The sequence below is a fragment of the Nocardia cyriacigeorgica genome (assembly GCF_005863245.1).
GTDB lineage: Bacteria > Actinomycetota > Actinomycetes > Mycobacteriales > Mycobacteriaceae > Nocardia > Nocardia cyriacigeorgica_C.
Window position 1 is genome coordinate 666,497 of sequence record NZ_VBUT01000004.1, and the last position, 22,099, is coordinate 688,595.

General features: G+C 68.8%; 20 protein-coding genes. 9 read left to right on the plus strand and 11 right to left on the minus strand.

All coding sequences use genetic code 11. The annotated features are described in order from the left end of the window. Window positions 1–4: 4 nt before the first annotated feature. Window positions 5–2,827: a transglycosylase domain-containing protein gene (locus tag FEK34_RS12950; protein ID WP_138448043.1), complete on the minus strand. Its 2,823-nt coding sequence runs from the start codon at window positions 2,825–2,827 to the stop codon at window positions 5–7. A gap of 292 nt (window positions 2,828–3,119) precedes the next feature. Next, window positions 3,120–3,539 (minus strand): DUF5318 domain-containing protein, encoded by a 420-nt coding sequence (locus tag FEK34_RS12955; protein WP_158430226.1) that lies wholly within the window; start codon window positions 3,537–3,539, stop codon window positions 3,120–3,122. Between the two features lie 227 nt (window positions 3,540–3,766). On the opposite strand from FEK34_RS12955, the gene FEK34_RS29970 reads away from it, so the two are divergent. From FEK34_RS29970 to FEK34_RS12975, 4 genes are all read left to right on the plus strand, one after another. Further along, on the plus strand, window positions 3,767–4,882 hold the full coding sequence (locus FEK34_RS29970) for a DUF1707 SHOCT-like domain-containing protein (RefSeq protein ID WP_249359052.1): 1,116 nt from the start codon (window positions 3,767–3,769) through the stop codon (window positions 4,880–4,882). 7 nt (window positions 4,883–4,889) lie between these two features. Beyond that, window positions 4,890–5,711, plus strand: a complete 822-nt coding sequence (locus FEK34_RS29975) for a DUF1707 SHOCT-like domain-containing protein (RefSeq protein WP_171048173.1) — start codon at window positions 4,890–4,892, stop codon at window positions 5,709–5,711. Window positions 5,712–5,977: 266 nt separating this feature from the next. Beyond that, window positions 5,978–6,535, plus strand: coding sequence for a PadR family transcriptional regulator (locus tag FEK34_RS12970; protein WP_036541506.1), 558 nt, complete (start codon window positions 5,978–5,980; stop codon window positions 6,533–6,535). Continuing rightward, window positions 6,528–7,628 carry an inositol-3-phosphate synthase gene (locus tag FEK34_RS12975; protein ID WP_138448045.1) on the plus strand — a complete coding sequence of 367 codons (1,101 nt, stop codon included), beginning with the start codon at window positions 6,528–6,530 and terminating at the stop codon, window positions 7,626–7,628. Before FEK34_RS12970 ends, FEK34_RS12975 begins: the two co-directional genes overlap by 8 nt. A 225-nt stretch (window positions 7,629–7,853) precedes the next feature. Here FEK34_RS12975 and FEK34_RS12980 read toward each other — a convergent pair whose 3' ends face one another. From FEK34_RS12980 to FEK34_RS13005, 6 genes are all read right to left on the minus strand, one after another. Next, window positions 7,854–8,279 (minus strand): GyrI-like domain-containing protein, encoded by a 426-nt coding sequence (locus tag FEK34_RS12980; RefSeq protein WP_138448046.1) that lies wholly within the window; start codon window positions 8,277–8,279, stop codon window positions 7,854–7,856. A gap of 10 nt (window positions 8,280–8,289) precedes the next feature. After that, a complete protein-coding gene (locus FEK34_RS12985) occupies window positions 8,290–8,748 on the minus strand; it encodes a GyrI-like domain-containing protein (protein WP_036541500.1) in 459 nt (152 codons plus the stop codon). Between the two features lie 271 nt (window positions 8,749–9,019). Next, window positions 9,020–11,332 (minus strand): transglycosylase domain-containing protein, encoded by a 2,313-nt coding sequence (locus FEK34_RS12990; protein ID WP_171048174.1) that lies wholly within the window; start codon window positions 11,330–11,332, stop codon window positions 9,020–9,022. 260 nt (window positions 11,333–11,592) lie between these two features. After that, complete coding sequence (locus FEK34_RS12995; RefSeq protein WP_138448166.1) at window positions 11,593–12,471, minus strand: carbohydrate ABC transporter permease; 879 nt, start codon at window positions 12,469–12,471, stop codon at window positions 11,593–11,595. Window positions 12,472–12,485: 14 nt separating this feature from the next. Next, window positions 12,486–13,541 carry a carbohydrate ABC transporter permease gene (locus FEK34_RS13000; RefSeq protein ID WP_432760948.1) on the minus strand — a complete coding sequence of 352 codons (1,056 nt, stop codon included), beginning with the start codon at window positions 13,539–13,541 and terminating at the stop codon, window positions 12,486–12,488. 30 nt (window positions 13,542–13,571) lie between these two features. Then, window positions 13,572–14,867 (minus strand): ABC transporter substrate-binding protein, encoded by a 1,296-nt coding sequence (locus tag FEK34_RS13005; RefSeq protein ID WP_138448048.1) that lies wholly within the window; start codon window positions 14,865–14,867, stop codon window positions 13,572–13,574. A gap of 120 nt (window positions 14,868–14,987) precedes the next feature. Between FEK34_RS13005 and FEK34_RS13010 the strand changes: the two genes are divergently transcribed. Together FEK34_RS13010 and FEK34_RS13015 are read left to right on the plus strand one after the other, a co-directional pair. Continuing rightward, window positions 14,988–15,836, plus strand: coding sequence for a DUF2786 domain-containing protein (locus tag FEK34_RS13010; protein ID WP_175585995.1), 849 nt, complete (start codon window positions 14,988–14,990; stop codon window positions 15,834–15,836). 433 nt (window positions 15,837–16,269) lie between these two features. After that, window positions 16,270–16,782 (plus strand): TIGR04338 family metallohydrolase, encoded by a 513-nt coding sequence (locus tag FEK34_RS13015; protein ID WP_138448049.1) that lies wholly within the window; start codon window positions 16,270–16,272, stop codon window positions 16,780–16,782. 12 nt (window positions 16,783–16,794) lie between these two features. Here the strand turns inward: FEK34_RS13015 and FEK34_RS13020 are convergent, their stop codons facing one another. Then, complete coding sequence (locus FEK34_RS13020; protein ID WP_138448050.1) at window positions 16,795–17,766, minus strand: o-succinylbenzoate synthase; 972 nt, start codon at window positions 17,764–17,766, stop codon at window positions 16,795–16,797. A gap of 102 nt (window positions 17,767–17,868) precedes the next feature. Between FEK34_RS13020 and FEK34_RS13025 the strand changes: the two genes are divergently transcribed. Further along, window positions 17,869–18,216, plus strand: a complete 348-nt coding sequence (locus FEK34_RS13025; RefSeq protein ID WP_138448051.1) for a hypothetical protein — start codon at window positions 17,869–17,871, stop codon at window positions 18,214–18,216. A 205-nt stretch (window positions 18,217–18,421) separates the two neighbouring features. Beyond that, entirely contained in the window at window positions 18,422–18,739 is a 318-nt protein-coding gene (locus FEK34_RS13030; RefSeq protein ID WP_138448052.1) for a hypothetical protein, read from the plus strand. Window positions 18,740–18,752: 13 nt separating this feature from the next. On the opposite strand, the gene FEK34_RS13035 is transcribed toward FEK34_RS13030, so the two are convergent. Continuing rightward, window positions 18,753–19,850 carry an ABC transporter ATP-binding protein gene (locus tag FEK34_RS13035; protein WP_138448053.1) on the minus strand — a complete coding sequence of 366 codons (1,098 nt, stop codon included), beginning with the start codon at window positions 19,848–19,850 and terminating at the stop codon, window positions 18,753–18,755. Between the two features lie 329 nt (window positions 19,851–20,179). Beyond that, entirely contained in the window at window positions 20,180–20,923 is a 744-nt protein-coding gene (locus FEK34_RS13040) for an oxygenase MpaB family protein (protein WP_138448054.1), read from the minus strand. A 289-nt stretch (window positions 20,924–21,212) separates the two neighbouring features. On the opposite strand from FEK34_RS13040, the gene FEK34_RS13045 reads away from it, so the two are divergent. Further along, window positions 21,213–22,007: an LLM class F420-dependent oxidoreductase gene (locus FEK34_RS13045; RefSeq protein ID WP_138448055.1), complete on the plus strand. Its 795-nt coding sequence runs from the start codon at window positions 21,213–21,215 to the stop codon at window positions 22,005–22,007. Window positions 22,008–22,099 lie beyond the last annotated feature (92 nt).

The following is a 22,099-nucleotide window of genomic DNA, read 5'->3' on the forward strand; positions in this document are numbered from 1 at the left end:
GAGGCTACCGGGAGCGGCCGGGCGGAGCTCCGCTCGTCCCCCCGGAATCCTCGGCGCCCTGGCCGCCGCCGGTGCCGGTTCCGCCGCCACCGCCGCCGGAGTCCTCGCCGCTGTCGGAACTGTCCTCACCGGATTGCCCCTGGCCGGTGGACGGTGACCCGTCGGCCGGTGCGGTCGGCTGGCCCGGCAGCGGCCCGGAGTTCGACGGTTGCTGCTGCTGCGGCCGCACCTGCGCCTGCGGATTCGGTTGCACGCCCGGGACCGGGATGGTGATGCCGGGCAGGATCTCCACCTGGCTCGGCGTGATCACCACCGGCGGCTGGAACGGCGGGGCCTCCGTGGTGGACGGCGCGGTATAGGGCGCGGTCCACTCCGGCACACCGGCCTGACCCTTGATCGGGGCCGGCTTGGGGAAGGTCTCCTTCGGCGTGCCTTCGAGCGCGCCGTCCATGGTGTCCTTCCAGATGTCCGACGGCAGGCTGGAGCCGTAGATCATCGCGCCGCCGTAGTTGCGCAGCGGCTCACCCTGTTCGGTGCCGACCCAGACCGCGGTGGACAGCGACGGCGTGTAGCCGACCATCCAGGCGTCCTTGTTCTCGCCGGTGTCACCGAGCTGGGCGGTACCGGTCTTGGCGGCCGATTCCCGGCCACCGGCCAGGCCGTGGTTGCGGGAGTAGGCCGCGATCGGCTTCATCGCCGCGGTGACGTTGTCGGCCACCGCCGCCGAGACGCGCTGTTCGCCCGCGACCTCACCGCGATCGAGCAGCACCTCACCGTCGGCGGTCACCACGCGCTGGATGAAGTGCGGTGCGTGATAGACGCCCGAGGCCGCGAGCGTCGCGTACGCCGAGGCCATATCGAGCACCCTGGCCTGGTACTGGCCGAGCACGATGCCGTTGTTCGGCCCCGAGCCGTCCGGTTCGGTGAGCGTCTTGCCGACACCCGGGATCTCCTCCGGGATGCCCAGCTTGTGCGCCATATCGGCGATCTTCTGCGGGCCGTTCTGCATATCCAGCTGCATGCGGTAGAAGCTGGTGTTCAGCGAACGCTTGAGCGCCTCGGCGATGGTGCACATGCCGCAGGATTCGCCCTCGACGTTGCTGATCTTGATGCCGTGCACGGTGAGCGGCGAGCTGTCGTACATCTGCGACAGCGGGATGCCCATCTCCAGGTTCTGCGCCAGGCCGAACACCTTGAACGACGAACCGGTCTGCAGACCCGCGTTGGCGAAGTCGTAGCCCTGGCCGTCCTTGCCGCCGTAGTACGCGCGCACCGCACCGGATTTCGGATCGATCGAGACCACGGCGGTGCGCAGCTTCTCCGGTTCGCCCTGCAGGTTCTCGGCCACCGCATCGAGTGCGGCCTGCTGCGCCTTCGGGTCGATGGTGGTGGTGATCTGCAGGCCCGCGGTGTTGAGCTGCTGCTCACTGATGCCCGCGGCCGACAGTTCCCGCAGCACCTGCTGCTTGATCAGGCCCTCGGGGCCGTCGTCGTTGGCCTTGTCGCCGAGCGAGGCCAGCGGCCGCACCGCCGGGTACTGCATCGACTTGCGTTCGGCGGCGGGCAGATTGCCCTCCGAGACCATGCCGTCGAGCACATAGTTCCAGCGGGCCTTCGCGCCCTCCGGATTCTGCTCCGGATCCAGCGAGGACGGCAACTGGATGGTGGCCGCGAGCACCGCGCCCTCGGCCACGGTCAGCTCCTGCACCGGCTTGTCGAAGTAGGCCTTGGCGGCGGCGTCGATGCCGTAGGCGCCACGACCGAAGTAGATGGTGTTGAGGTAGGCGGCGAGGATCTCGTCCTTGCTCCACTGCCGCGCCATCTTCGCCGAGATCACCAGCTCTTTGAGCTTTCGGTTGAGCGAGCGTTCGTCACCGACCAGCGCGTTCTTCACGTACTGCTGGGTGATGGTGGAGCCACCGCCCGCGCTCTCCTTGCCGAGCAGGTTGTCACGCGCGGCGCGGGCGAAACCGGACACCGAGAAGCCGGGGTTGGTGTAGAAGTCCCGGTCCTCGGCCGCGGTGACCGCGTTGCGGACATGCGGCGGCACCTGGTCGATGGTGACCTCGGTGCGGTTGCCCTCCGGCGGAACCACCTTGCTGATCTCGGTGGTGCCGTCGGCGGCGTAGATCGTCGCCACCTGATTGGTTTTGAGATCGCCCGGCTGGGGAACGGAAACCGTGGAGTAGGCGATCAAGAACACGGTGCTCGGCACCACGATCGCCAACGCGATCAGGACATAGATGGTGCGACGCACGATTCGCCACGGCGATTTCTTCTTGGCGCCGGGCCTGCGCCCGCCGGGACCATCGGGGCCGTCGCCGTCACCACCACCGCGCCGCGGCGGCGGACTCGACGGCGGGCCGGAACGCGATTGCGCCCGGCGCTCACCGGTGTTCGCCGCCCCTGCGGCAGCGCCGGCGACGGGCCTGCGCGTGGCCGGACGCGGGCCGGTGCTGGAGGCCTTGCGGTCGCGCTGGGAGACCGCCTCCGACAGCGAGGCCGGGCGGCTGATCTTCTGCGTCGCCTGGGCCGACGGCGGTTTGGCGCCCTCGCCCGGCCGGGCGATCTTCTGGGTCGACTGCGCGGAGTTCGGGGCCGGATTCGGGCCGGGCCTGCCCTGCGGTGCGCGCCCGGGCGGCGGAGCGCCCTGCGGCGCCCGGCCCGGCGGCGGTCCCGGACGATGCGGCGGCTGCGGGCCGCGCGGATTACCGGGCGGCGGGCCACCCTGTGGACCACGGCCGCCCTGCGGCGCGGGCCGACCGTTCGGGCCGGGACCCGGACGCGGGCCGTTCGGACCCGGTCGCGGACCGTTCGGGCCGGGCATGGGGCCTGGACGCGGTCCACCCACACCGGGCCGTGGCCCGCTCACCTGCGGGCGCGGACCACCGGGAGCGCCGGGGCGGCCCGGTGGCGGCCCCATCGGACGTGGATTCTGGCCTGGTTGTGGACTGCGCTGCGTGCGGGCGTTCGGGTCATCGCCGTGAGGGCTCTCGTAGGGCGAATTCACTGACAAGATCTCCAAAGCTCGTATCGGTCTGGGTGGCTCGGGGCCGGGCAGGTCGCGATGGACCAGGTTCGGCCCTATAAGTCACCCGACGGGCAGATGACCAGGTGTTTCATTCGGCAGCGGTCCGCCGGTTGGCTCGGGTTCCGGAGCGTCGTCGCGGCGGAACCGGTGTGGTGCCGAGCACATAGGACTGCACCAGATGGTTCCAGCTGCAGGTCCGGCACACCTCGACCACATGGACCGAGAACTCCTCGCGCGTCTCGGCGAGACGGAGCAGTTCCTCCGGGGTGCGAGCCGAGCCCGCTACCGGGCCGAGGCCGTCGCCGTAGACCCAGGATACGAGGGTGAGCTGTTCTTTCCGGCAGATAGGGCATGTGACCTCGCTCCCCCGACCGTGGAATTTCGCCGCACGCAGCAGATATGGATTCGCATCACATACCTCGGCGACATCGACACGGCCCGCATAGACGTCAGCCAGCAGCGACCGGCGCCGTAGCGCATAGTCGACCACTTGCCGCTGAATTCGCACGTTCACCAGAGTAGCCGTGTCCAATTCGTTGCGCTGGCGCCCGGCGTGTTCGGTAGGCGCCCGCCACGAGGTCGGCTGTGGCGTATCTGCGACACCGGATCAGCGGGATTCCCCGGCCGCGCGCCCGCCGCGCCGGATCACGCCGGGTCCGTCAGTGGCTTCTTTCGGGCTGGTCCGGCGCTTGATCGGGAAAGCGAAATGCGGGTCTGTCCGATTAGACTGCGTTGGTGTCGACGCCTGTCCCCGGTCGGATGCGTGCCCGTGATCTCGACCGCGCCCACACCGCGAGTGTGCTCGATGCCGCCTATGCCGAGGGGCAGCTCGGTGCGGACGAATACCACGACCGCATCGCCCAGGCCAGAGCCGCGAAGACGGTCGGCGAACTGTCCGCCCTGGTGGACGACCTGCAAACGCCGTCGTCGGTACCCACAGCCGGTCCGCGGAGCCAGGCCTCGAAGACCGCGCGGGCCTACCCATCGTCCACCAGGGCTCGCACCGCCGATCGCGCCGCCGCCGCCGAACTGCTCGACCTGGCCCGCACCGAAGGCCAGCTCACCGAGGATGAGCACCGCGCCTACTCCGACCTGCTCGCCGAAGCGAAAACCCTCGGCGATCTGGCCGAACTCACCGCCGACCTGCAAGGCCCGCGCCGCACCCCGGCCCCGCCGCGGCGGGCGCAGCCCACCCGTCAGGGCGCTTACCTCGCCGCACTCACCGCGGCCGCGCTGCTCGTCGCCTTCGGCACATTCGCGCTGACCGGCCGCGAGGACGATCCGGCGCCCGCCGAAGCGCCGGTGGCCGCCGCCCCGGACGCCGGCGAAGCCCCGCGTGCCGAGTTCCCCGCACCACGCCCCGAGCTCGATGACGTCGCACCCGTCGTCGTCGCGACCCCCGAGCTGGTCACCGGCGCGGGTCTGGCCCATTTCATCGCGGCCTACCGCGCCGAATTCGGCGACACCATCGCCGACGAGATCTCCCTGTACCCCGACCACGGCGACGTCGACCGTGCCGTACCGGGCCAGCCGAACCGCCAGGTGTCCTACGACTACCGGGGCGGCTTCCAGCGGCCGAGCGATCCGACCACCCGCAAGGTCGACACCCCGACGGTCGACCTCGGTGTCCTCGACACGGCCGCGATCGGCGCCGCACTGGCGAACGCCGCGACGATCGCGCAGGTGCCCGACGGCAAGGTCTCGCACCTGTCGGTCGAGATCCACAGCTTTCCGCCGAACAAGGGCCGCATGGTGGTGGCCGTCTACGTCGGCAACCAATTCCGCGAGTCCGGCCATTTCATCCTCGGCCCCGCCGGCGAGGTACTTCGCGTATGGCCGTTCGAGGGTTAGGCACGTGATGACGAGAAACGACCATCTCAGGGCCCGTGACACCGATCGTGTCGAGGTATGCGCGCTCATCGATGCGGCCTTGCGCGACGGGCAGCTCACCGAGGACGAGCACGCCGGGCGTACCCGATCGGCGATGCGTGCGACGACCTTCGGCGAGCTGAACGACCTCATCCGCGATCTGCAGATTCCGGATGATCTCGCCGGGTCGGCGGTGCTGCATCGCGACCGTCCGCAACGGCGCTGGTGGATTCCGGTCGCGGTGCTCGCGATCGCCGCGGTGATCGGTGCGACGGCGGGAACGCTGCGGCCGGAGGGGTCGAGCGATCCGCTTGCCGTGGTCGGCGTGGAGCAGGCCGAGCAGGCCGAGGCCGAGCCCGCGCCGCTGCCGAGTCTGGTCACGGGGTCCGGGTTCGCGTTGTTCGTCGACAGCTATCGACGTGAGTTCGGTGACGCCATCGCCGACACCGTCACGGTCATGCCCGAGTACGCGGTGGTTCAGCGGTTGAAAGCGGGGCGGCCTGTGCTGTACCGGTTCGATGCCGAAGGGTTCCAGGCGAGCGGCTCCTCGACGGTGAGCTGGGCCAACGGCCGTCCCGTCGATCTGGGCGCCATCGATCTCACGGCGCTCGCCGGGATTCTGCGCGGCGCGCCGGAGTCGGTGCGCCTGCCCGGCGGCGTGGTGAAGCATCTCGGCATCGAGTACGAGCTGAGTGCCCCGGCCGATGCGGGCCCGGTCATCCGGATCTTCGTCGGGGACGGGGACGACCGGACCGGGCACATGGTGGTCGATCTCGCCGCGAAGCCAGTGGAAATCTTCCCGGCCGACTGACGCCTGCGTCCGGCATCGGCAACCGGTCCGTCCCATCCCGCCACACGGCTGGGCGGCGCGGTCGATCTCCCGGCCCGCGTGGGTCCGGCCGGGCCGAACCAGGGGGCATCCGGTCTCCGCCGCTGTCGGCCGCCCATGGGCCAGGCTCTCTCACCAGCGCAAATGCGGAATGCATCACCAACAACTATGCGTGGTTATATCGCTCCGATATAGTTGGTAATCGCATCCATCGGTTAGGTCTGCACACAGTCAGGGGGTGAAGCCCGATGCTCGAACTCGCAATCCTCGGGCTGCTCCTCGAATCGCCCATGCACGGTTACGAGCTGCGCAAGCGGCTGACGGGCCTGCTCGGTGCGTTTCGGGCCTTCTCCTACGGGTCGCTCTATCCGACACTGCGCCGAATGCAGGCGGACGGGCTGCTCGAGGAGGAGATCCCGGCCGGTGCGACCACACGTCGCGCCCGGCGGGTCTACCAGCTGACTCCGGCCGGACGGGAGCGCTTCAACGAGCTCCTGGCCGACACCGGACCGCAGAACTACACCGATGACGGCTTCGGCGTTCATCTGGCCTTTTTCAGCCGCACCCCCGCGGAAGCGCGGATGCGGATCCTCGAGGGCAGGCGGCGTCAAGTCGAGGAGCGCCGAGAGGGGCTACGGGAGGCGATCAAGAAGGCGAGTGGCTCGCTGGATCGCTACACCCGCCAGCTCCATCAACTCGGACTCGAATCAAGCGAGCGCGAAGTGCGCTGGCTCAACGAGTTGATTGCGGCGGAGCAATCGACGAAGGCGGCACCACAGAAAGAGGGAAATACCGGCCATGAGTGATGTCAAAGCTGCTGAGAGCGCCCCAGAGGTTCGCGTCGCCATCGTAGGTGTGGGCAACTGCGCATCCTCGCTGGTCCAGGGCGTTCAGTACTACAAGGACGCGGACGAGACCGCGACCGTTCCCGGTCTGATGCACGTCAAGTTCGGTCAGTACCACGTGCGCGACGTGAAGTTCGTCGCCGCGTTCGACGTCGACGCGAAGAAGGTCGGCTTCGACCTGTCCGAGGCGATCTTCGCCTCCGAGAACAACACCATCAAGATCTCCGACGTGCCGCCCAGCGACGTGGTCGTGCAGCGCGGCCCGACCCTCGACGGCATCGGCAAGTACTACGCGCAGACCATCGAGCTGTCCGAGGCCGAGCCGGTCGACGTGGTCAAGGCACTCAAGGACGCCAAGGTCGACGTGCTGGTCTCCTACCTGCCCGTGGGTTCGGAAGAGGCCGACAAGTTCTACGCGCAGTGCGCCATCGACGCGGGCGTCGCCTTCGTCAACGCGCTGCCGGTGTTCATCGCCTCCGACCCGGAGTGGGCCGAGAAGTTCACCAAGGCGGGCGTGCCGATCGTCGGTGACGACATCAAGAGCCAGGTCGGCGCCACCATCACCCACCGGGTGATGGCCAAGCTGTTCGAGGACCGCGGCGTGCAGCTCGACCGCACCATGCAGCTCAACGTCGGCGGCAACATGGACTTCAAGAACATGCTCGAGCGTGAGCGCCTGGAGTCGAAGAAGATCTCCAAGACCCAGGCCGTCACCAGCAACCTGAAGAAGGAGCTGGGCGCCAACGACGTGCACATCGGCCCGTCCGACCACGTCGGCTGGCTCGACGACCGCAAGTGGGCCTACGTGCGCCTGGAAGGCCGCGCCTTCGGTGACGTGCCGCTGAACCTGGAGTACAAGCTCGAGGTGTGGGACTCGCCCAACTCGGCGGGCATCATCATCGACGCGGTGCGCGCGGCCAAGATCGCCAAGGACCGCGGCATCGGCGGCCCCGTCATCCCGGCGTCGGCGTACCTGATGAAGTCCCCGCCGAAGCAGCTGGCCGACGACGTCGCCCGCGAGCAGCTGGAAGCGTTCATCATCGGTGCTGAGTAGGATTTGCCGCTCCTTCGTCGCGGCGGGTTCGCGGCCCCTTGATGTCTCGCGTCTCCGCTACCGCTGCTTGCCTTCGGCTTGCGCAGCGGCAGCGGAGACGCGAGACGGGCCGCGAACTTTGGGGCTCGGTCTCGCTTCGCTCGAAAACGGGGGCTGACCAGCCGTTGCATCGAGACGGCAAAGCGGCCGGAGGAATCCCTTCGGCCGCTTTCGTCGTGCTTGCGCTCAGTCGAGCGAGACGTAGACCTCTACCGAGGTGGGCCCGGTGTAGCGCTCGATCTCGGCGGCGTGCGAGCGGGTGATGGTGCCCGCGCTTTCGGCCTTGCGCACCTGCGCCCATGCGGTGCGCAGCAGGTCGTAGGGCTTGTCGGAGACGACGAACTTGGCGTATCGGCCGCGCGGCACGCGGGTCACCACGTCGCCCGCGTCCATCTCGTCCATCGACGCCACCTCGTAGCCGAGCACGGCCACCGCGTGATCGTTCTGGCCGATGTAGGCCGCGACCCGCGGCACGTTCTTCTCCCTGGCCAGGTATCGGTCCCAGGTGAAGTTCACCAGGTCGAGGTCGCGGGCGGCGACCTCGCGGCCGGCCAGCGGCACGGTGAGCCCGGCGACCAGGCTTTCCTCCAGGGTGACTATCTCGAAGTCCACAGCGTTGTTCCTACCCGTCCACCGAATCGTCTGCCAGCGCCACGAAGACCTCGACCGTCCGGTTGTCGGGGTAGCGCTCGAAATCGCCTGTGTAGGAACGCTCCAGCCGGCCCGCGGCCTCGGCGTCCCAGATCGCCCGCCATACCGTCACCACGGTGTCGCCGAGATCGTCGCCGCTGAGGGTGAACCGGGCGAACTTGCCCGCCGGGATCCGGGCCAGCACGTCACCGGGTAGCAGGTCGTCGAGACTGCGGCAGCGGTAGCCGACGATATGGGTCAGGTAGGAGTTGATCTCGGGCGCGTGGTCGACGAACGCGCTGGCCGGCGGACCGGGTAGCGCGCGCGCCAGATTGCGCTTCCACGCTTCTTCCACCTTGGTGCGCCGCGGCCCCTCCACAGCCAGTGCCGGGCTGCGGAGCACGGTTCCCGCCACCAATGTCTCTTGGCGGTCAACGACATTGAAATCCACCGGCGTAGCCCCTATTTCTCGTCTGTCGTTCAGTTGGCGGCACGCGCCGGGCCCTCCGCTCGTGCCGCGGTATTCGTTCGGCGGCGCTCCCCGGCTGCTGCGTGGCACGCGGGCTACCGCCTGCGGGCCGCTGCTCGCGCCGCTGTCGTGTCGCTCGTCGCTCATCCTTCCGCATCGATCCGTCGGCGTCGGCGTCGGCCCGGTGCCGTCGCCGCACGGTCACGCTCTCACCCTGGCAAACGATGCTGCCATGGGTTGCGTTCCCCCGGTGTCATCCCGGCACCGGAATTACGATTCCCGGCAGGATCTCCACCTGCCGCGGCGGCGGAGGCGGTGGTGGTGGCGGGGGTTCGGGCGGGAGGATGACGATTGGTTCCCGCGGTTCGGGCTCGGGGGCCTGCGGGGCGGGCGGGAAGATGATCTCCGGTCCGCGCGGCTGCTCACCGGGCGGCGGGTTCAGGATGTCGTAGGGTCCGCCGGAGGGCTGCGGCGGGCCGGCCGGAATGATCGGCTGACCGGCCCCGCCTTCGGGGACTGGGAAGCTTTCGGCCGGTGTGCCTTCCAGCGCGCCGTCCATGGTCTGCTTCCAGATATCGGACGGCAGGCCCGATCCGTAGATGCGGCCACCGCCCGCGGTGCGGATGGGCTGGGAGTGTTCGGTGCCGACCCACACCGCCGTCGACAGCGACGGCGTGAAGCCGACCATCCAGGCGTCCTTGTTCTCGCCGGTGTCGCCCAGCTGGGTGGTTCCGGTTTTGGCGGCCGATGGCCTGCCGTCGAGGGCGTGGCCGTTGGAGTAGGCGGCGATGGGCAGCATGGCCTGGGTGGTGCGGTCGGCGATGGCCGGCGGGAAGCGTTGTTCACCGGGCGGCAGCTGCTTGCCCACCTGGTGTTCGGGGGCGCCGCGATCGAGCAGTACCCGGCCGGTGCCGGTCACCACCCGCTGCACGAAGTACGGCTGGTGATACATCCCGGAGGCGGCGATGGTCGCGTACGCCGAGGCCATATCGATCGGGCGCACCTGGTATACGCCGAGCACGATCGACGGCGCGGGCGGGCCACCGTTCTCACTCAGCGAGCGGCCGGGCACGCCGGGGATCTCCTCCGGGATTCCGGCCTGGTGGGCGGCGTCGGCGATGGCCTGCGGACCGTTGAACATCGACTGGGTGAGCCGGTAGAAGCTGGTGTTCAGGGATCGTTTGAACGCCTCGGCCAGCGAGCAGGTGCCGCAGGATTCGTTGTCCACATTGCGCACCAGCACGTCGTTGACCTGCACCGGTGAACTGTCGAACTGCTTGGACATGGAGATGCCCTGGCGCTGGGCGGCCAGCACGGCGAAGGTCTTGAACGCCGAACCGGTCTGCACCGGTGCCTGCGCGAAGTCGAATCCGACACCGTCGGCGCCGCCGTAATAGGCCCGCACCGCGCCCGTGCGCGGATCGATCGACACCACCGCGGTGCGCAGCTCGGGCGGCTGGCCCTCCAGCGCGCTCTGCGCCGCCGCGACCGCCGCCTGCTGGGCCTTCGGGTCGATGGTCGTGGTGATCTGGAGGGCGCCGGTGTTGAGTTCGTGTTCGGAGATGCCCGCGGCGCGCAATTCGCGCAGCACCTGGGTGCGGATCAGGCCCTCGGGCCCGCGCGCGGCGCCGTCGTCGGCGACGTCGGTGATCGGGATGACCGGCGGGAACGTCGCGGTCTCGCGGTCGGCCCGGTTCAGCACGCCCATCTCGACCATGCCGTCGAGCACGTACCGCCAGCGAGCCTTCAGATCCTCGAGATGGGTTTCCGGATCCAGGATCGACGGCGAGCGGACCAGCGCGGCCAGCACCGCGCCCTCGGCGAGGGTCAGCTCCGGGACCGGCTTGTTGAAATACGCCTTGGCCGCCGCCGCGATCCCGTAGGCCCCGCGCCCGTAGTAGATGGTGTTGAGGTAGGCGGCGAGGATGTCGTCCTTGCTCCATTCGCGCGCCATCTTCGCCGCGATCACCAGCTCGCGCATCTTCCGGGTGAGGGTGCGCTCGGAGTCGAGGAAGGCGTTCTTCACATACTGCTGGGTGATGGTCGAACCGCCACCGGCGTTCTCCTTGCCGAGCAGGTTGTCCCTGGCCGCGCGCAGGAAGGCGGGGATCGAATAGCCGGGGTTGGTGTAGAAATTGCGGTCCTCGGCCGAGAGCATGGCATTGCGCACATGCACCGGCACCTCCGCGAGCGGGACCGGGGTGCGGTTGCCTTCGGGCGGGACGACCTTCGCGATCACCGTGGTGCCGTCGGCGGCGGTGATGGTGGCGATCTGATTGGTGCGCATCGCCGACGGCGAGGGGATTTCCGCACTCCAGTAGAACAGCGCCATCAGCAGCGCGGGCACGGCGATGAAGATGACGAACAGCGCGAGGATCAGCCTGCGGATCCGGCTACCCCTGGTGCGTCTTCGATCCGGGCCCTCCGGCTCGCGTCCGGCTCTTCCGCCGGTGGCGCCACCGTCCTCCGACTTGCCGGCACGCGGGTCGAATCCGCTGATCGAGGCATACTCCGGCGCCGGAGATCGGCCACCGCGGAGCCGGTCACGAAACGAGCTCACGATCATCTCCTCCCGGAGCGTCGGTAAAACTCGGTTACCCCACCGTCTGATCACACATCGTCACCGATCCACACCCGCCTGGGTACCGGAAACGGGTACAGACTTACCCGCCGATCATAGCTGGGCGGTAACTAGCTCAGGGTTTGCTGATCCGGAGTGCTGGACCTGGCCGTGTCATGGCCTGTGCTCGGCGGGCCGGAGCTCGCAGTCAGCAGGCAGCGGCCCAGGGCGCGGCGCCGAGCCGACATAGCCCGGCACCGCCGACCTCAGCTCTTGACGCCGCCCGCCGTCAGACCGGAGATGATCCGTCGCTGGAACAGCAGCACCATGATCACCAGCGGAATCGTCACCAGCGTGCCCGCCGCCATGATCGAGGCGTAGGGCTGGACCAGCGGGTTGTTGCCGGAGAATCCGGCGATCGCGACCGTCACCGGCTTGGTCGATTCACTGGAGAGCAGCCGCGCCAGCAGGTACTCGTTGACCGCCGCGATGAACGCCAGGATCGCCGTGGTGAACACCGCCGGCGCCGCCAGCGGCAGCATGACCAGCCGGAACGCCTGCAGCTTGGTGGCGCCGTCGATGCGGGCGGCCTCCTCGAGCTCCCACGGCAGTTCGGCGAAGAACGCCGCCAGGATGTAGACCGTCATCGGCAGCACGAACGAGATGTTCGGGATGATCATGGCCTGGTACTTGCCGATCCAGCCCAGATCGGTGAACAGCTGGAACAGCGGGGTCACCAGCACGACCACCGGGAACATCGACGCGCTCAGGATCAGCCCCGACACCAGGTACTTGCCGCGGAAGGTCAGCCGCGCCAGCGCGTAGGCGGCGAGCACGCCCAGCAGCAGCGCGATGACGGTGGTGATGGAGCCGATGATGACGCTGTTCACCATCGCCTGACCGAAGTCGTTGCCGCGGCTGGTGTCGAACACGTCGCGGAAGTTCTCCAGCGTCACATGCGTGGGCCACGGCGTGTTCTCGAAGGTGTAGCGCGGGTCGCGGAACGCGGTGACCGCCATCCAGTAGAACGGGCCCAGCCCCCACACCAGCACGATCAACGCGCCGATGTACAGCCGCGCCGACCCGAGCCTGCGGGTCCACGGCACATTCCTGGTGACGGGCGCGGCGGGCTTCTCTTTCGTCATCGTGGTCGCGGCCATCATGCCTTCCGCTGCTCTTCCTGGGTGCGGACCGCGTTCGCGCCCAGCACCTTCACCAGTACGAACGCCACCGCGAAGATCATCAGGAAGGTGATCGTCGACAAGGCGGCCGCGCTGTTGGGGCCCTGCCTGACCTGCTCGACCACCAGCATCGACACCGTGCGGGTGGCGGGGTTGTCGGCGGTCATGATGGCGGGCAGGTCGTACATGCGCAGCGCGTCCATGGTGCGGAACAGGATCGCCACCAGCAGGGCGGGCTTGAGCAGCGGCAGCGTGATGTGCACGAAGCGCTGCCAGGCCGAGGCGCCGTCGACCTTCGCGGCCTCGTAGACGTCGTTCGGGATCACCTGTAGACCGGCCAGCAGCAGCAACGCCATGAACGGCGTCGTCTTCCACACGTCGGCGGCGATCACCGCGAACCGGGCAGGCCATTCGTCGGACGTCCACAGGATGCCGGTGCCGAGCACCCGGTTGACCACGCCGTCGTACTGGAACATGAATTCCCACAGCCGCGCCGTGACGGCGGTCGGGATCGCCCACGGGATGAGCACGGCGGCGCGCAGCAGCGCCCGGCCACGGAAGGTCTTGCCCATCACCACGGCCATCGCCAACCCGAGCACCACCTCGAGCGAGACCGTGACCACGGTCAGGAACAGCGTGACGCCGATGGCCAGCCAGAACTGCGAGCCCAGGTTGCCGGTCGGGCAGTCGACGGTGCCTGCCGCGGTCTCGCACTGTTGCAGCAGCCAGTGCGTGTAGTTGGAGAACCCGGCGCTGCCGCCCTCGATGAACATGCCGGTTTCGGGGTCGATGCCGCCCGAATCCTGCTGGAACGACATCCACAGCGCCCGGAACACCGGGTAGCCGATGACGACGGCGAGCGCGATCAGCACCGGCGCGACGAACATCCACGCCTTACCGGAACGCCGCAGCTCGTCGGCGATCACCGCGCCCCAGCCCCGCTTTCGCCGCGGTGGTTGCTCCGCCTCGCCCGCGCGCACCTTCCGCACGGCCGTATCCGTTCCCGAAGGATCCGACACCCGTTCTCTCCTCATCCGGCAGGTCGGGTCCGTCCGAACTTCCCGCTAACCGGCCGCCTCGATGCCCTTCTGCATGCCGATGATCGCATCGTCCACCGACTTCTCGCCCTTCAGGGCGGCGAAGGCATTGTCGCGGATGGCCTTCGACACCGCCGGGTAGAACGGCGTCACCGGGCGCGGCACGGCGTTGGAGATCGAATCCTTGAGGGCGGGCAGGTAGGGCATCTTGGCGATCAGGGCCGGGTCGTCGTACATCGATTCGCGCACCGAGGGCAGCGCGCCGGAGGCGACGATGTGCTGGGCGTCCTCGCTGATGAGGAAGCGAAGGAAGTCGAGTGCGGTGGCCTTGTTCTTGGAGAACGCGCTGATCGCGGCGTTGTAGCCGCCGAGGGTGGAGGCGCCGATGCCGGTTTCGCCCGGCAGCGGGGCGACGGCGAACTTGTCGCGCACCACCGACGATTCCGAGCCCGCGTCACCGAAGGTGGACGGCCACGAGCGCAGGAACATCAGCTTGCCCTGGGTGAAGGCGGCGCCGCTCTCGGTCTCGGTGAAGGTGACCGCCTCCTGCGGGATGTCGCCGCGGTCGTAGGCCTCGACCAGTTTGCCGAGGCCGGCGCGGGCCTGCGGGCTGTCAACGGTCGGGGTCTTGCCGTCCGCGCCGACGAAGGTGCCGCCGTAGGCGTTGATCACCTCGGCGGTGTTCACCGTCAGGCCCTCGTAGTTCTTGAGCTGGCCCGCGTAGCAGCCGATGTTGTTCTCCCGCGCGATATTGCACATGCCGAGCATCTCGTCCCAGGTCTTGGGCGGGTTCGGCACCAGGTCGGTGCGGTAGAACAGCAGGCCGCCGTTGGTGTTGCGCGGGGCGGCGTAGAGGGTGTTGTTGTAGGTGGCGCTGGCGACCGTCGGCGGCAGCAGGGCCGAGGTGTCGATGGCGAAGGAGTCCTTCAAGGGCTGGATCCAGCCCTTGGCGGCGAACTCGGCGGTCCACGGCACGTCCATGGCGAACACGTCGTAGTCCGAGGACTTGGAGCGCATGTGCTCGACCAGGTCGTCGTACTGCTGGGAGGCGTCGTTGGACTGCTCTTTGTAGGTGACCTGCTCGTCCGGGTGGGCCGCGTTCCACCGGTCGATGAGCTGTTTGACGACACCCGTCTCGGTGGTGTCCTTGCCCTCGACGTAGGTGATGGGCCCGCGGCCGGTGAGGTTCTCACTGGTCGGGTTGCCGCCGCTGTCGCTGGTGCAGGCGGTGGCGAAGGCCGTGGTCAGCACCGCCGCCGACGCCACCGTGAGCACGGCACGGGACACGAGAGCGGCACGTAGGGACACCTTCTTCAAAGCCATCGCGGAAACTCCAAGGTCGAGACGTGAGCGGCAGCACACCCGGCGGTGCACAACGCAACATACATGTTGATCACCCGACGCGCCCGAGCATGTCGGTCGGTATGCCTAGGCTGGTTCGCGATGACTGTCGCAGATCCCGCCCCCGACAAGATGCTGACCCGCATCGGCGGGCTGCTGCGCAAGGCCGAGTCGACCGATAACGAACACGAGGCCGAAGCCTTCCTCGCCGCCGCGCAACGGCTGGCCACCCGCTCCTCCATCGACCTGGCCGTGGCCCGCGCCCATGTGGCGGGCCGCGAGCGCAGGCCAACCCCGATCCAGCGGATCATCCCGATCGGCGAGCCCGGCCGGAAGGGGCTGCGCACCTACGTCCAGCTGTTCGTGGCGATCGCCTCGGCAAACGATGTGCGCTGCGATGTGGCCAGAACCTCGACTCAGGTGTACGCCTACGGCTTCGACTCCGATATCGACACCTGCGAGGCGCTTTACACCAGCCTGCTGGTGCAGATGGTGCGGGCCTCCGACCAGTACATCAAGTCCGGCGCCTACCGTTCGGCGACGGTGGAGAAGATCGTCGTCGAGGTGCGCGGCGGCCGCCGGGTGCGCCGCCGCGTGCAGGCACCGGTCGCCGCGGTGACGGCCCGGCTGAACTTCCAGATGGCGTTCGCGGCCCGCATCGGCAAACGGCTGGCCGAGGTGAAATCGGAAGTGGAGACCGAGGCCCGCGCCGAACCCGCCGCCGCGTCCACCGGGACCGCGCTCGCCCTGCGCAACAAAGAGATCGAGCTGGTCGATTTCTACACCCGCACCTCCGAGGCTCGCGGCACCTGGCGCGGCCCGCAGGCCTCCACAGGCTACGCCCCCGCCGCCCGCACCGCGGGCGACCGCGCCGGCCGCGCCGCGCGCCTCGGCACCTCACCCGAACTCCCCGCTCCGCGCGGCCGCCTTACCGCACGCCGCGCGGACTGACCATGCCCCGGCGCCGCCCCCGACCGTCCGCCCGCGGCGCTCGCCGACCGCGCGGGCGTCACATCACCGTGCGCGCATCCCGGCCGATGCCTCGCCCATGTGCCGCTCCGATCACCGCCGCAGCCCGCTCATGTCGTGCGACGCTGGTGAACTCCACGGCTGCACGTCCAACCTGTCGGTCGTGCCGCCGCGAGAGATACACCACCGTGTGGTCTTCTCGGCCGATGCCTCGCCCATGTGCCGCTCGGACCACCGCCGCAGCCCGTTCCTGTCGTCCTGCGCGGGTGAACTCCACGGCTGCACGCCCAACCTGTCGGTCGTGCCGCCGCGAGAGATACACCACCGTGTGGTCTTCTCGGCCGATGCCTCGCTCATGTAGCGCTCGCGTAGGCGGCGAGTGGATGACCCGCGGCGGTGCGGGGGTGGTGCGCGGGTGAGTGTGCGAGACAGTCAGCGGGCCAGGGTGTACGACGCCGAGCAGCTGGTGCGGGGCGCGTTCGACCGGGCCGATGAGTTCGGTCACCGCACTGTCGAGGTGTTCGGTTCGCAGATCACGTTGCCGGTGGAGCGGCGGTTCGCCTCGGTGGAGTCGGTGCAGGCCTACTGCGATCGGGTACTGGCTTTGAACTGGGTTGTGGGGCAGTGGGACCGGGCGCGCTCGCCAGTGCGGGTCCGCTCGCGCGCTGGCACGACGGCTGCGCACTACGAGGCCGACGGCGCGGTGCTCGCCGTGCCGCTGCACACCGGCGGAACCGCCTGGGCGCTGCGGGAATTGGTGGTGCTGCACGAGTTGACCCACCATCTCGACCCGCGCCCGGGAGAGCACGCACCGCACGGGCCGGAATTCTGTAGCCGATACATCGAATTGGTCGACGGAGTGATCGGCCCCGAGGCGGCGTTGTTGCTGCGCGGCACCATGATCGGGTGCGGTGTGCGCTTCGGCTGATGGTGGGCGCGATCAGGGCCGTCCGAGCAGGCCGTGGACGCGGTCGAAGCGTTCGTACCACCATCTGGTCCGATCCGAATCGGGATGCCGATAGCGTTCCAGCAGCTTCGGGTCGGGCGTCGGTGGTGTGCGGGGAACGGGTAGGTAACCGTCCACCGGGAGCAGCGGTTCGGCCACCACATCGCCCTCGAACAGTGCGACTGTGCCGAGTCCGCAGGCGAAGTCGAGGTGGGGGAGGGCGCCGGCGAGGGCTAGCTGAGCCGAGAGGCCGACGCTGGTTTCCAGCGCCGAGGACACCACGCAGGGCAGGCCGGCGGCGTCGGCGACCTCGAGGGCGCGGCGCACCCCGCCCAGGGGCGTGCACTTCAGCACGGCGATATCGGCGGCGCCCGCGACGGCCACCTTCATCGGGTCCTCGGCGCGGCGGATGGATTCGTCGGCGGCGATCCGCACGTCGACCCGACGGCGCACGGCCGCGAGCTCGTCGATGGTGCGGCAGGGCTGCTCGACGTACTCCAAACCGCCCGCAGCACGGTCTATTTCACTGATGTTCCGGACCGCGGTATCCACGTCCCACAGCCCGTTGGCATCTACCCGAACGGCACCATCCGGTCCGAGCGCGTCACGCACCGCCTCCACCCGCGCCAAATCCTCGGCCAGCGAGTCTGGATGGTCGGCCACCTTCACCTTGGCCGTGCGGCACCCCGATCCCGCGACGATGGCGTGCGCGCGTTCCGGCCCGACCGCGGGCACCGTGCAGTTCACCGGTATCCGATCCCGCACCGGTGCGGGCCATCCGGCCGTCACCTGTTCGACGGCGGTGGCCAGCCACTGCGCGGCTTCCCGGTCGTCGTATTCGGGGAACGCGCAGAACTCGCCCCAGCCGAGCGGCCCGCGCACCAGCATTCCTTCGCGCACGGTGATGCCGCGGAACCGAGTGCGCATGGGCATCGCGTACACGCCGACGGCTTCGACCTCGCTCATCGTCAGCAGGGTAGTCGGCCCGGTCCGGTCGTGGATTTCCCGCAGGTCGGGTGAGTAGTTCTGCGGAGTCGCCGCGGGGCGTGCCGGGGGACGCTGGACAGCATGGTTCAACAGCACCCTGTCCCGCCCCCGATCCGCACCTGGGACGTCGTGCTCGGTGCGGTCCTCTACTCGATCGGCGCCTGCCTAGGCGCGGTGGCCCTCTACTTCAGCCTGTTCTTCGGATTCGTGACCGACAACTGCAATCCGAGTACCTGCCGGGATGAGTTCGTCTGGTACGGCATGCTGGTGTCCTGGGTCGGCATCGGCGTCGCGCTGCTGGTCGTGCCGGTGGTCATGCTGATCCTCGCGCTGCGCCGGCGTCTGGTCTGGTATCTCGGCGTGCTGTCGATCGTGATCGTGGTCGCGGCGTTCTTCGGCGGGTACCAGGTCGCGATTCAGGCGGTGTGATCGGCGATCGCGGGGCGGAGGTCAGGCGGCTGCGGCCCGCGTCGAAACGACCGGCCCTGTCGCCTTCGACGAGGCACCAGGGGATTGCCCGCGGTCCTCACTGCTCCGGCATCCATGACGACGTCGGCACTGCTCCAGCTGTGTTTCGCACCGATCCGAGCGGCACGGGATTGCCGCCATGCCGGCCTGCCCGCACACTCGAATCGTGCGATGGCGAATCCTGGATCTCGCGCGCGCGATCCCCGCGACCCTGATCACGGCCGGAACCGGCTGGGCGACAATCCAATTGCTGGAGTGGTACGAGCTGACCGGCCGCGAGTCCGCACGCCCGCACGACCTGACGGCTGCCTATGTGATCGCCGCCATGGGCTTCGTGCTGACGGTCGGCATGGTGGCCGTGACGATTGTCGACGCGGTCCGCAGCCGACGCCCGATCGGCTGGGCGCCTTTGATCGGCGCCCCGCTGTTCGCCGGAACCTGGGTGTGCGGGTTCTTGGTCGCGATCGTCACCGCGCCGGGTTGAGGGTGCGCGCCCCTCAGTTCAGCCGACGCCCATCGTCGGCGGCGAAGAAGTAGGTGTGCTCCGGATCTGCCGTCAGATGCACCCGCTCACCCTTGGCCGGCGGATTACGCCAATCCGCCCGCGCCACAATCGTTTCCCCCGGACCGTCGGCGATGGTGCGCCCGTAGATGTAGGCGTCGGAGCCGAGTTCCTCGACCACATCCACTTCCATCTCGATCCCGGCGGCGCCCTTGGTCAGCCCGGAACCGCCACCGCCGATCTCCAGATGCTCAGGCCGCACGCCGACGGTCACCGAGCCATTGCTCGCGTCGGCCACCGAACGCGGCAGCGTCATCTGGTGTCCGCCGAGCGAGACGGCACCGTCGGAGACGGGCAGGGTGAACAGATTCATCGCAGGCGAGCCCATGAATCCGGCGACGAACACATTGGCCGGATCGCGGTACAGGTCGCGCGGCGAGGCGCACTGCTGCAACAGGCCGTCGCGCAGCACGGCGACCCGATCACCCATGGTCATGGCCTCGACCTGGTCGTGGGTGACGTACACCGTCGTCGTGCCGAGCCTGCGCTGCAATTGCGCGATCTGGGTGCGGGTCTGCACTCGGAGTTTGGCGTCGAGGTTCGACAGCGGCTCGTCCATCAGGAACACCTGCGGCTGCCGCACGATCGCCCGACCCATCGCCACGCGCTGGCGTTGACCGCCGGAGAGCGCCTTGGGTTTGCGGTCCAGATACGGCTCCAGATCGAGCAGCTTGGCCGCCTCCAGCACCCGCTGCTTGGTCTCCGCCTTGTTCACCTTGGCGAGTTTGAGCGCGAAGCCCATGTTCTCCGCGACCGTCATATGCGGGTAGAGCGCGTAGTTCTGGAACACCATCGCGATATCGCGTTCCTTCGGCTCGGCGTGGGTCACGTCCCGTTCGCCGATCAGGATCCGCCCGCCGTTGACCTCCTCCAGCCCGGCCAGCATCCGCAGCGAGGTGGACTTCCCGCAGCCGGACGGCCCGACCAGGACCAGGAATTCCCCATCGGCGATCTCCAGATTCAACTGGTCGACGGCCGGTTTACCAGCGCCCGGATACAACCGGGTGGCCTGGTCGAAGGTCACCGTAGCCACGGCAGATCACTTCCCTTCACCGGCAGGAACGTGCCGGACGATCCGAGTAGAGGGTTCCGGCGGATCTTACGTGCGGTGCGCGGGTCCCGCACCGGCGGTCGGTGTGGGTGCGCTGCCGCCGGGATCGACCTGGGCCGCCGCGAGATGAGACGAACCCGCCCGGACCCGCCGGGCGATCGTCGCCATCGACCGCATGCCCGGTCACAGTTTCGGCCGCGCCGCTGCTCCGTGGCGAGAGCAGGGCGTCGCTTCGACGGGATCGTGCCGCCGGACCGCCGCCATCAGTTGGGGCGTGCGCCAGGCCGCCCCGATCACGGGTGCGCCCGATCTCAGCGCGCGGCGGGCACATACCTGAGTGCTCGCGGAGCGAGCTGCGCCCCGGAGCGAACGGTTGCCGCATAGGTGCGCAGCGACGACCGGTCGCGCGCGCTCACCGTGACGCCGAGCAGTTCCGCGGCACGTTCGTGGAGCAGTCCGCGGATCGCGTAGCTCGGGGTCATTCGCGGCACCCACGCGTCGGGGCGCAGTGCCTGCGGGGCCAGCTGCGCGCCGTGCGGGGTGAGGCGCAGCCGGGTGGCGCAGGCGTCGGCGAAGTACTGCTGGAACTCGGTCCACGTGCCGGGCATATACCGCGCGGAAACGCCGTAAAGCCGGTACCAGTCGCAACATTCGGCATACAACTGTTCGTGCTCGGCGGCGGAGAGTGGGCGGTCGAGGGTGTTCACTGCCGTGAACAGGGTGTCGACGTAGGTCGCGTGCTGGAAATGAAACAGCTCCGGGTGCAGCGCGTGATACCGGCGCCCGAGCTGATCGCGCCCTTTGACGTGCTCGTGCCCGTACCGGATGATCGGCCGCCCGTCGCGCTCGTCGTAGACCAGTCGGATCATCTGTAAGACCGTGCGCCGCTTGTGCCACCACAGCCGATACGGGACATGCTCCACGAACGCGGCGGCGATCGCCGGATCCAGGATCTGCAAGGTCACCGCGCGCGGCAGCGTCAGCAGGAATCGCCGGTCGCCCAGATGACGCCGTAGCAGCGAACCCGACTCGATGCCCTGCCGGTGACCAGCCATGTGCACCACCATTTCCGACGCGCATCTCGCCGACAAGATCGTGAAAGAATGAGACGATTTTATCATCACTCTATCACCGCTTCGGCGTCGCCGGTGCTCTGGCCGGGATCCCGGACGGTCTTGGCGGCGAGTCGTAGATACGCGAGAACCTCGGCCACCGCGACCCAGCCGACGACCTCCTCCGGCGTGCCGTGAGCGAGGTTTCCGCGGGCGGTTCACCGAGCCGTGCGCCGCGCACAGCGGTAGCCTCGGTCGGGCAAGCCGCCCCGAGGGACGAGGAGTCAACGCGATGAGTCGACCGGTTCGTGTGGGAGTCCAGTTGCAGCCGCAGCACGCGTCGGAATACGGGCTGATCCGGGACGCGGTGCGGCGGGCCGAGGACGCCGGGGTGGACATCGTCTTCAACTGGGATCACTTCTTCCCGCTCACCGGCGACCCGGACGGCGCGCATTTCGAATGCTGGACGATGCTCGGTGCGTTCGCCGAGCAGACCGAGCGGGTCGAGATCGGCGCGCTGGTGACCGGCGGTGGTTACCGCAACCCGGATCTGCTCGCCGATATGGCGCGCACCGTCGACCACATCAGCGGGGGCAGGCTGATCCTCGGGATCGGCGGCGGCTGGTTCGAGCGGGACTACGCCGAATACGGTTATGAGTTCGGCACCCCCGGCACCCGGTTGGACCTGCTGAAATCGTCGTTGGCGCGGATCGACGCGCGGATGAAGAAGCTCAATCCGCAGCCGGTTCGCGATATCCCGATGCTCATCGGCGGCGGTGGCGAACGTAAGACGCTGCGCCTGGTCGCCCAGCATGCCGATATCTGGCACAGCTTCGGCGATCTCGAGGTCTTCACCCGCAAGAGCGGCATCCTCGGCGAACATTGCGCCGCCGCGGGCACCGACCCGGCGCGGATCGAGCGCTCGGTGAGCTGGCCGGGCCGCAGCCTCGCGCCATCGTTCCTCGAGGCGGGCGCGACGCTGTTCACCGTCGGCGTCAGCGGACCGGAGTACGACCTGAGCCGCGTCGTCGAGGCGATCAACTGGCGCGACGAGATCAACCCGGAGCCCGTCAGCGGGATCGCTTGATCGCTGCCTCGCGGTTAGCAGCGCGTTGTCCGGCGGTTGCGCCGGCGATTTCTCGCACGGTGGTCGAATCGCCCGGCGCGCGCCGATTCGGT

Excerpts from the sequence above, each read along its gene's own strand:
- FEK34_RS13000 (WP_432760948.1), bottom strand. The coding sequence starts at position 13,541 with ATGAGGAGAGAACGGGTGTCGGATCCTTCGGGAACGGATACGGCCGTG.
- FEK34_RS12970 (WP_036541506.1), top strand. The coding sequence starts at position 5,978 with ATGCTCGAACTCGCAATCCTCGGGCTGCTCCTCGAATCGCCCATGCAC.
- FEK34_RS12950 (WP_138448043.1), bottom strand. The coding sequence starts at position 2,827 with ATGCCCGGCCCGAACGGTCCGCGACCGGGTCCGAACGGCCCGCGTCCG.
- FEK34_RS12975 (WP_138448045.1), top strand. The coding sequence starts at position 6,528 with ATGAGTGATGTCAAAGCTGCTGAGAGCGCCCCAGAGGTTCGCGTCGCC.
- FEK34_RS13005 (WP_138448048.1), bottom strand. The coding sequence starts at position 14,867 with ATGGCTTTGAAGAAGGTGTCCCTACGTGCCGCTCTCGTGTCCCGTGCC.
- FEK34_RS13010 (WP_175585995.1), top strand. The coding sequence starts at position 14,988 with ATGACTGTCGCAGATCCCGCCCCCGACAAGATGCTGACCCGCATCGGC.
- FEK34_RS13040 (WP_138448054.1), bottom strand. The coding sequence starts at position 20,923 with ATGGCTGGTCACCGGCAGGGCATCGAGTCGGGTTCGCTGCTACGGCGT.
- FEK34_RS29975 (WP_171048173.1), top strand. The coding sequence starts at position 4,890 with ATGACGAGAAACGACCATCTCAGGGCCCGTGACACCGATCGTGTCGAG.
- FEK34_RS13025 (WP_138448051.1), top strand. The coding sequence starts at position 17,869 with ATGGTTCAACAGCACCCTGTCCCGCCCCCGATCCGCACCTGGGACGTC.
- FEK34_RS13020 (WP_138448050.1), bottom strand. The coding sequence starts at position 17,766 with ATGAGCGAGGTCGAAGCCGTCGGCGTGTACGCGATGCCCATGCGCACT.
- FEK34_RS13045 (WP_138448055.1), top strand. The coding sequence starts at position 21,213 with ATGAGTCGACCGGTTCGTGTGGGAGTCCAGTTGCAGCCGCAGCACGCG.
- FEK34_RS12995 (WP_138448166.1), bottom strand. The coding sequence starts at position 12,471 with ATGACGAAAGAGAAGCCCGCCGCGCCCGTCACCAGGAATGTGCCGTGG.
- FEK34_RS12990 (WP_171048174.1), bottom strand. The coding sequence starts at position 11,332 with ATGATCGTGAGCTCGTTTCGTGACCGGCTCCGCGGTGGCCGATCTCCG.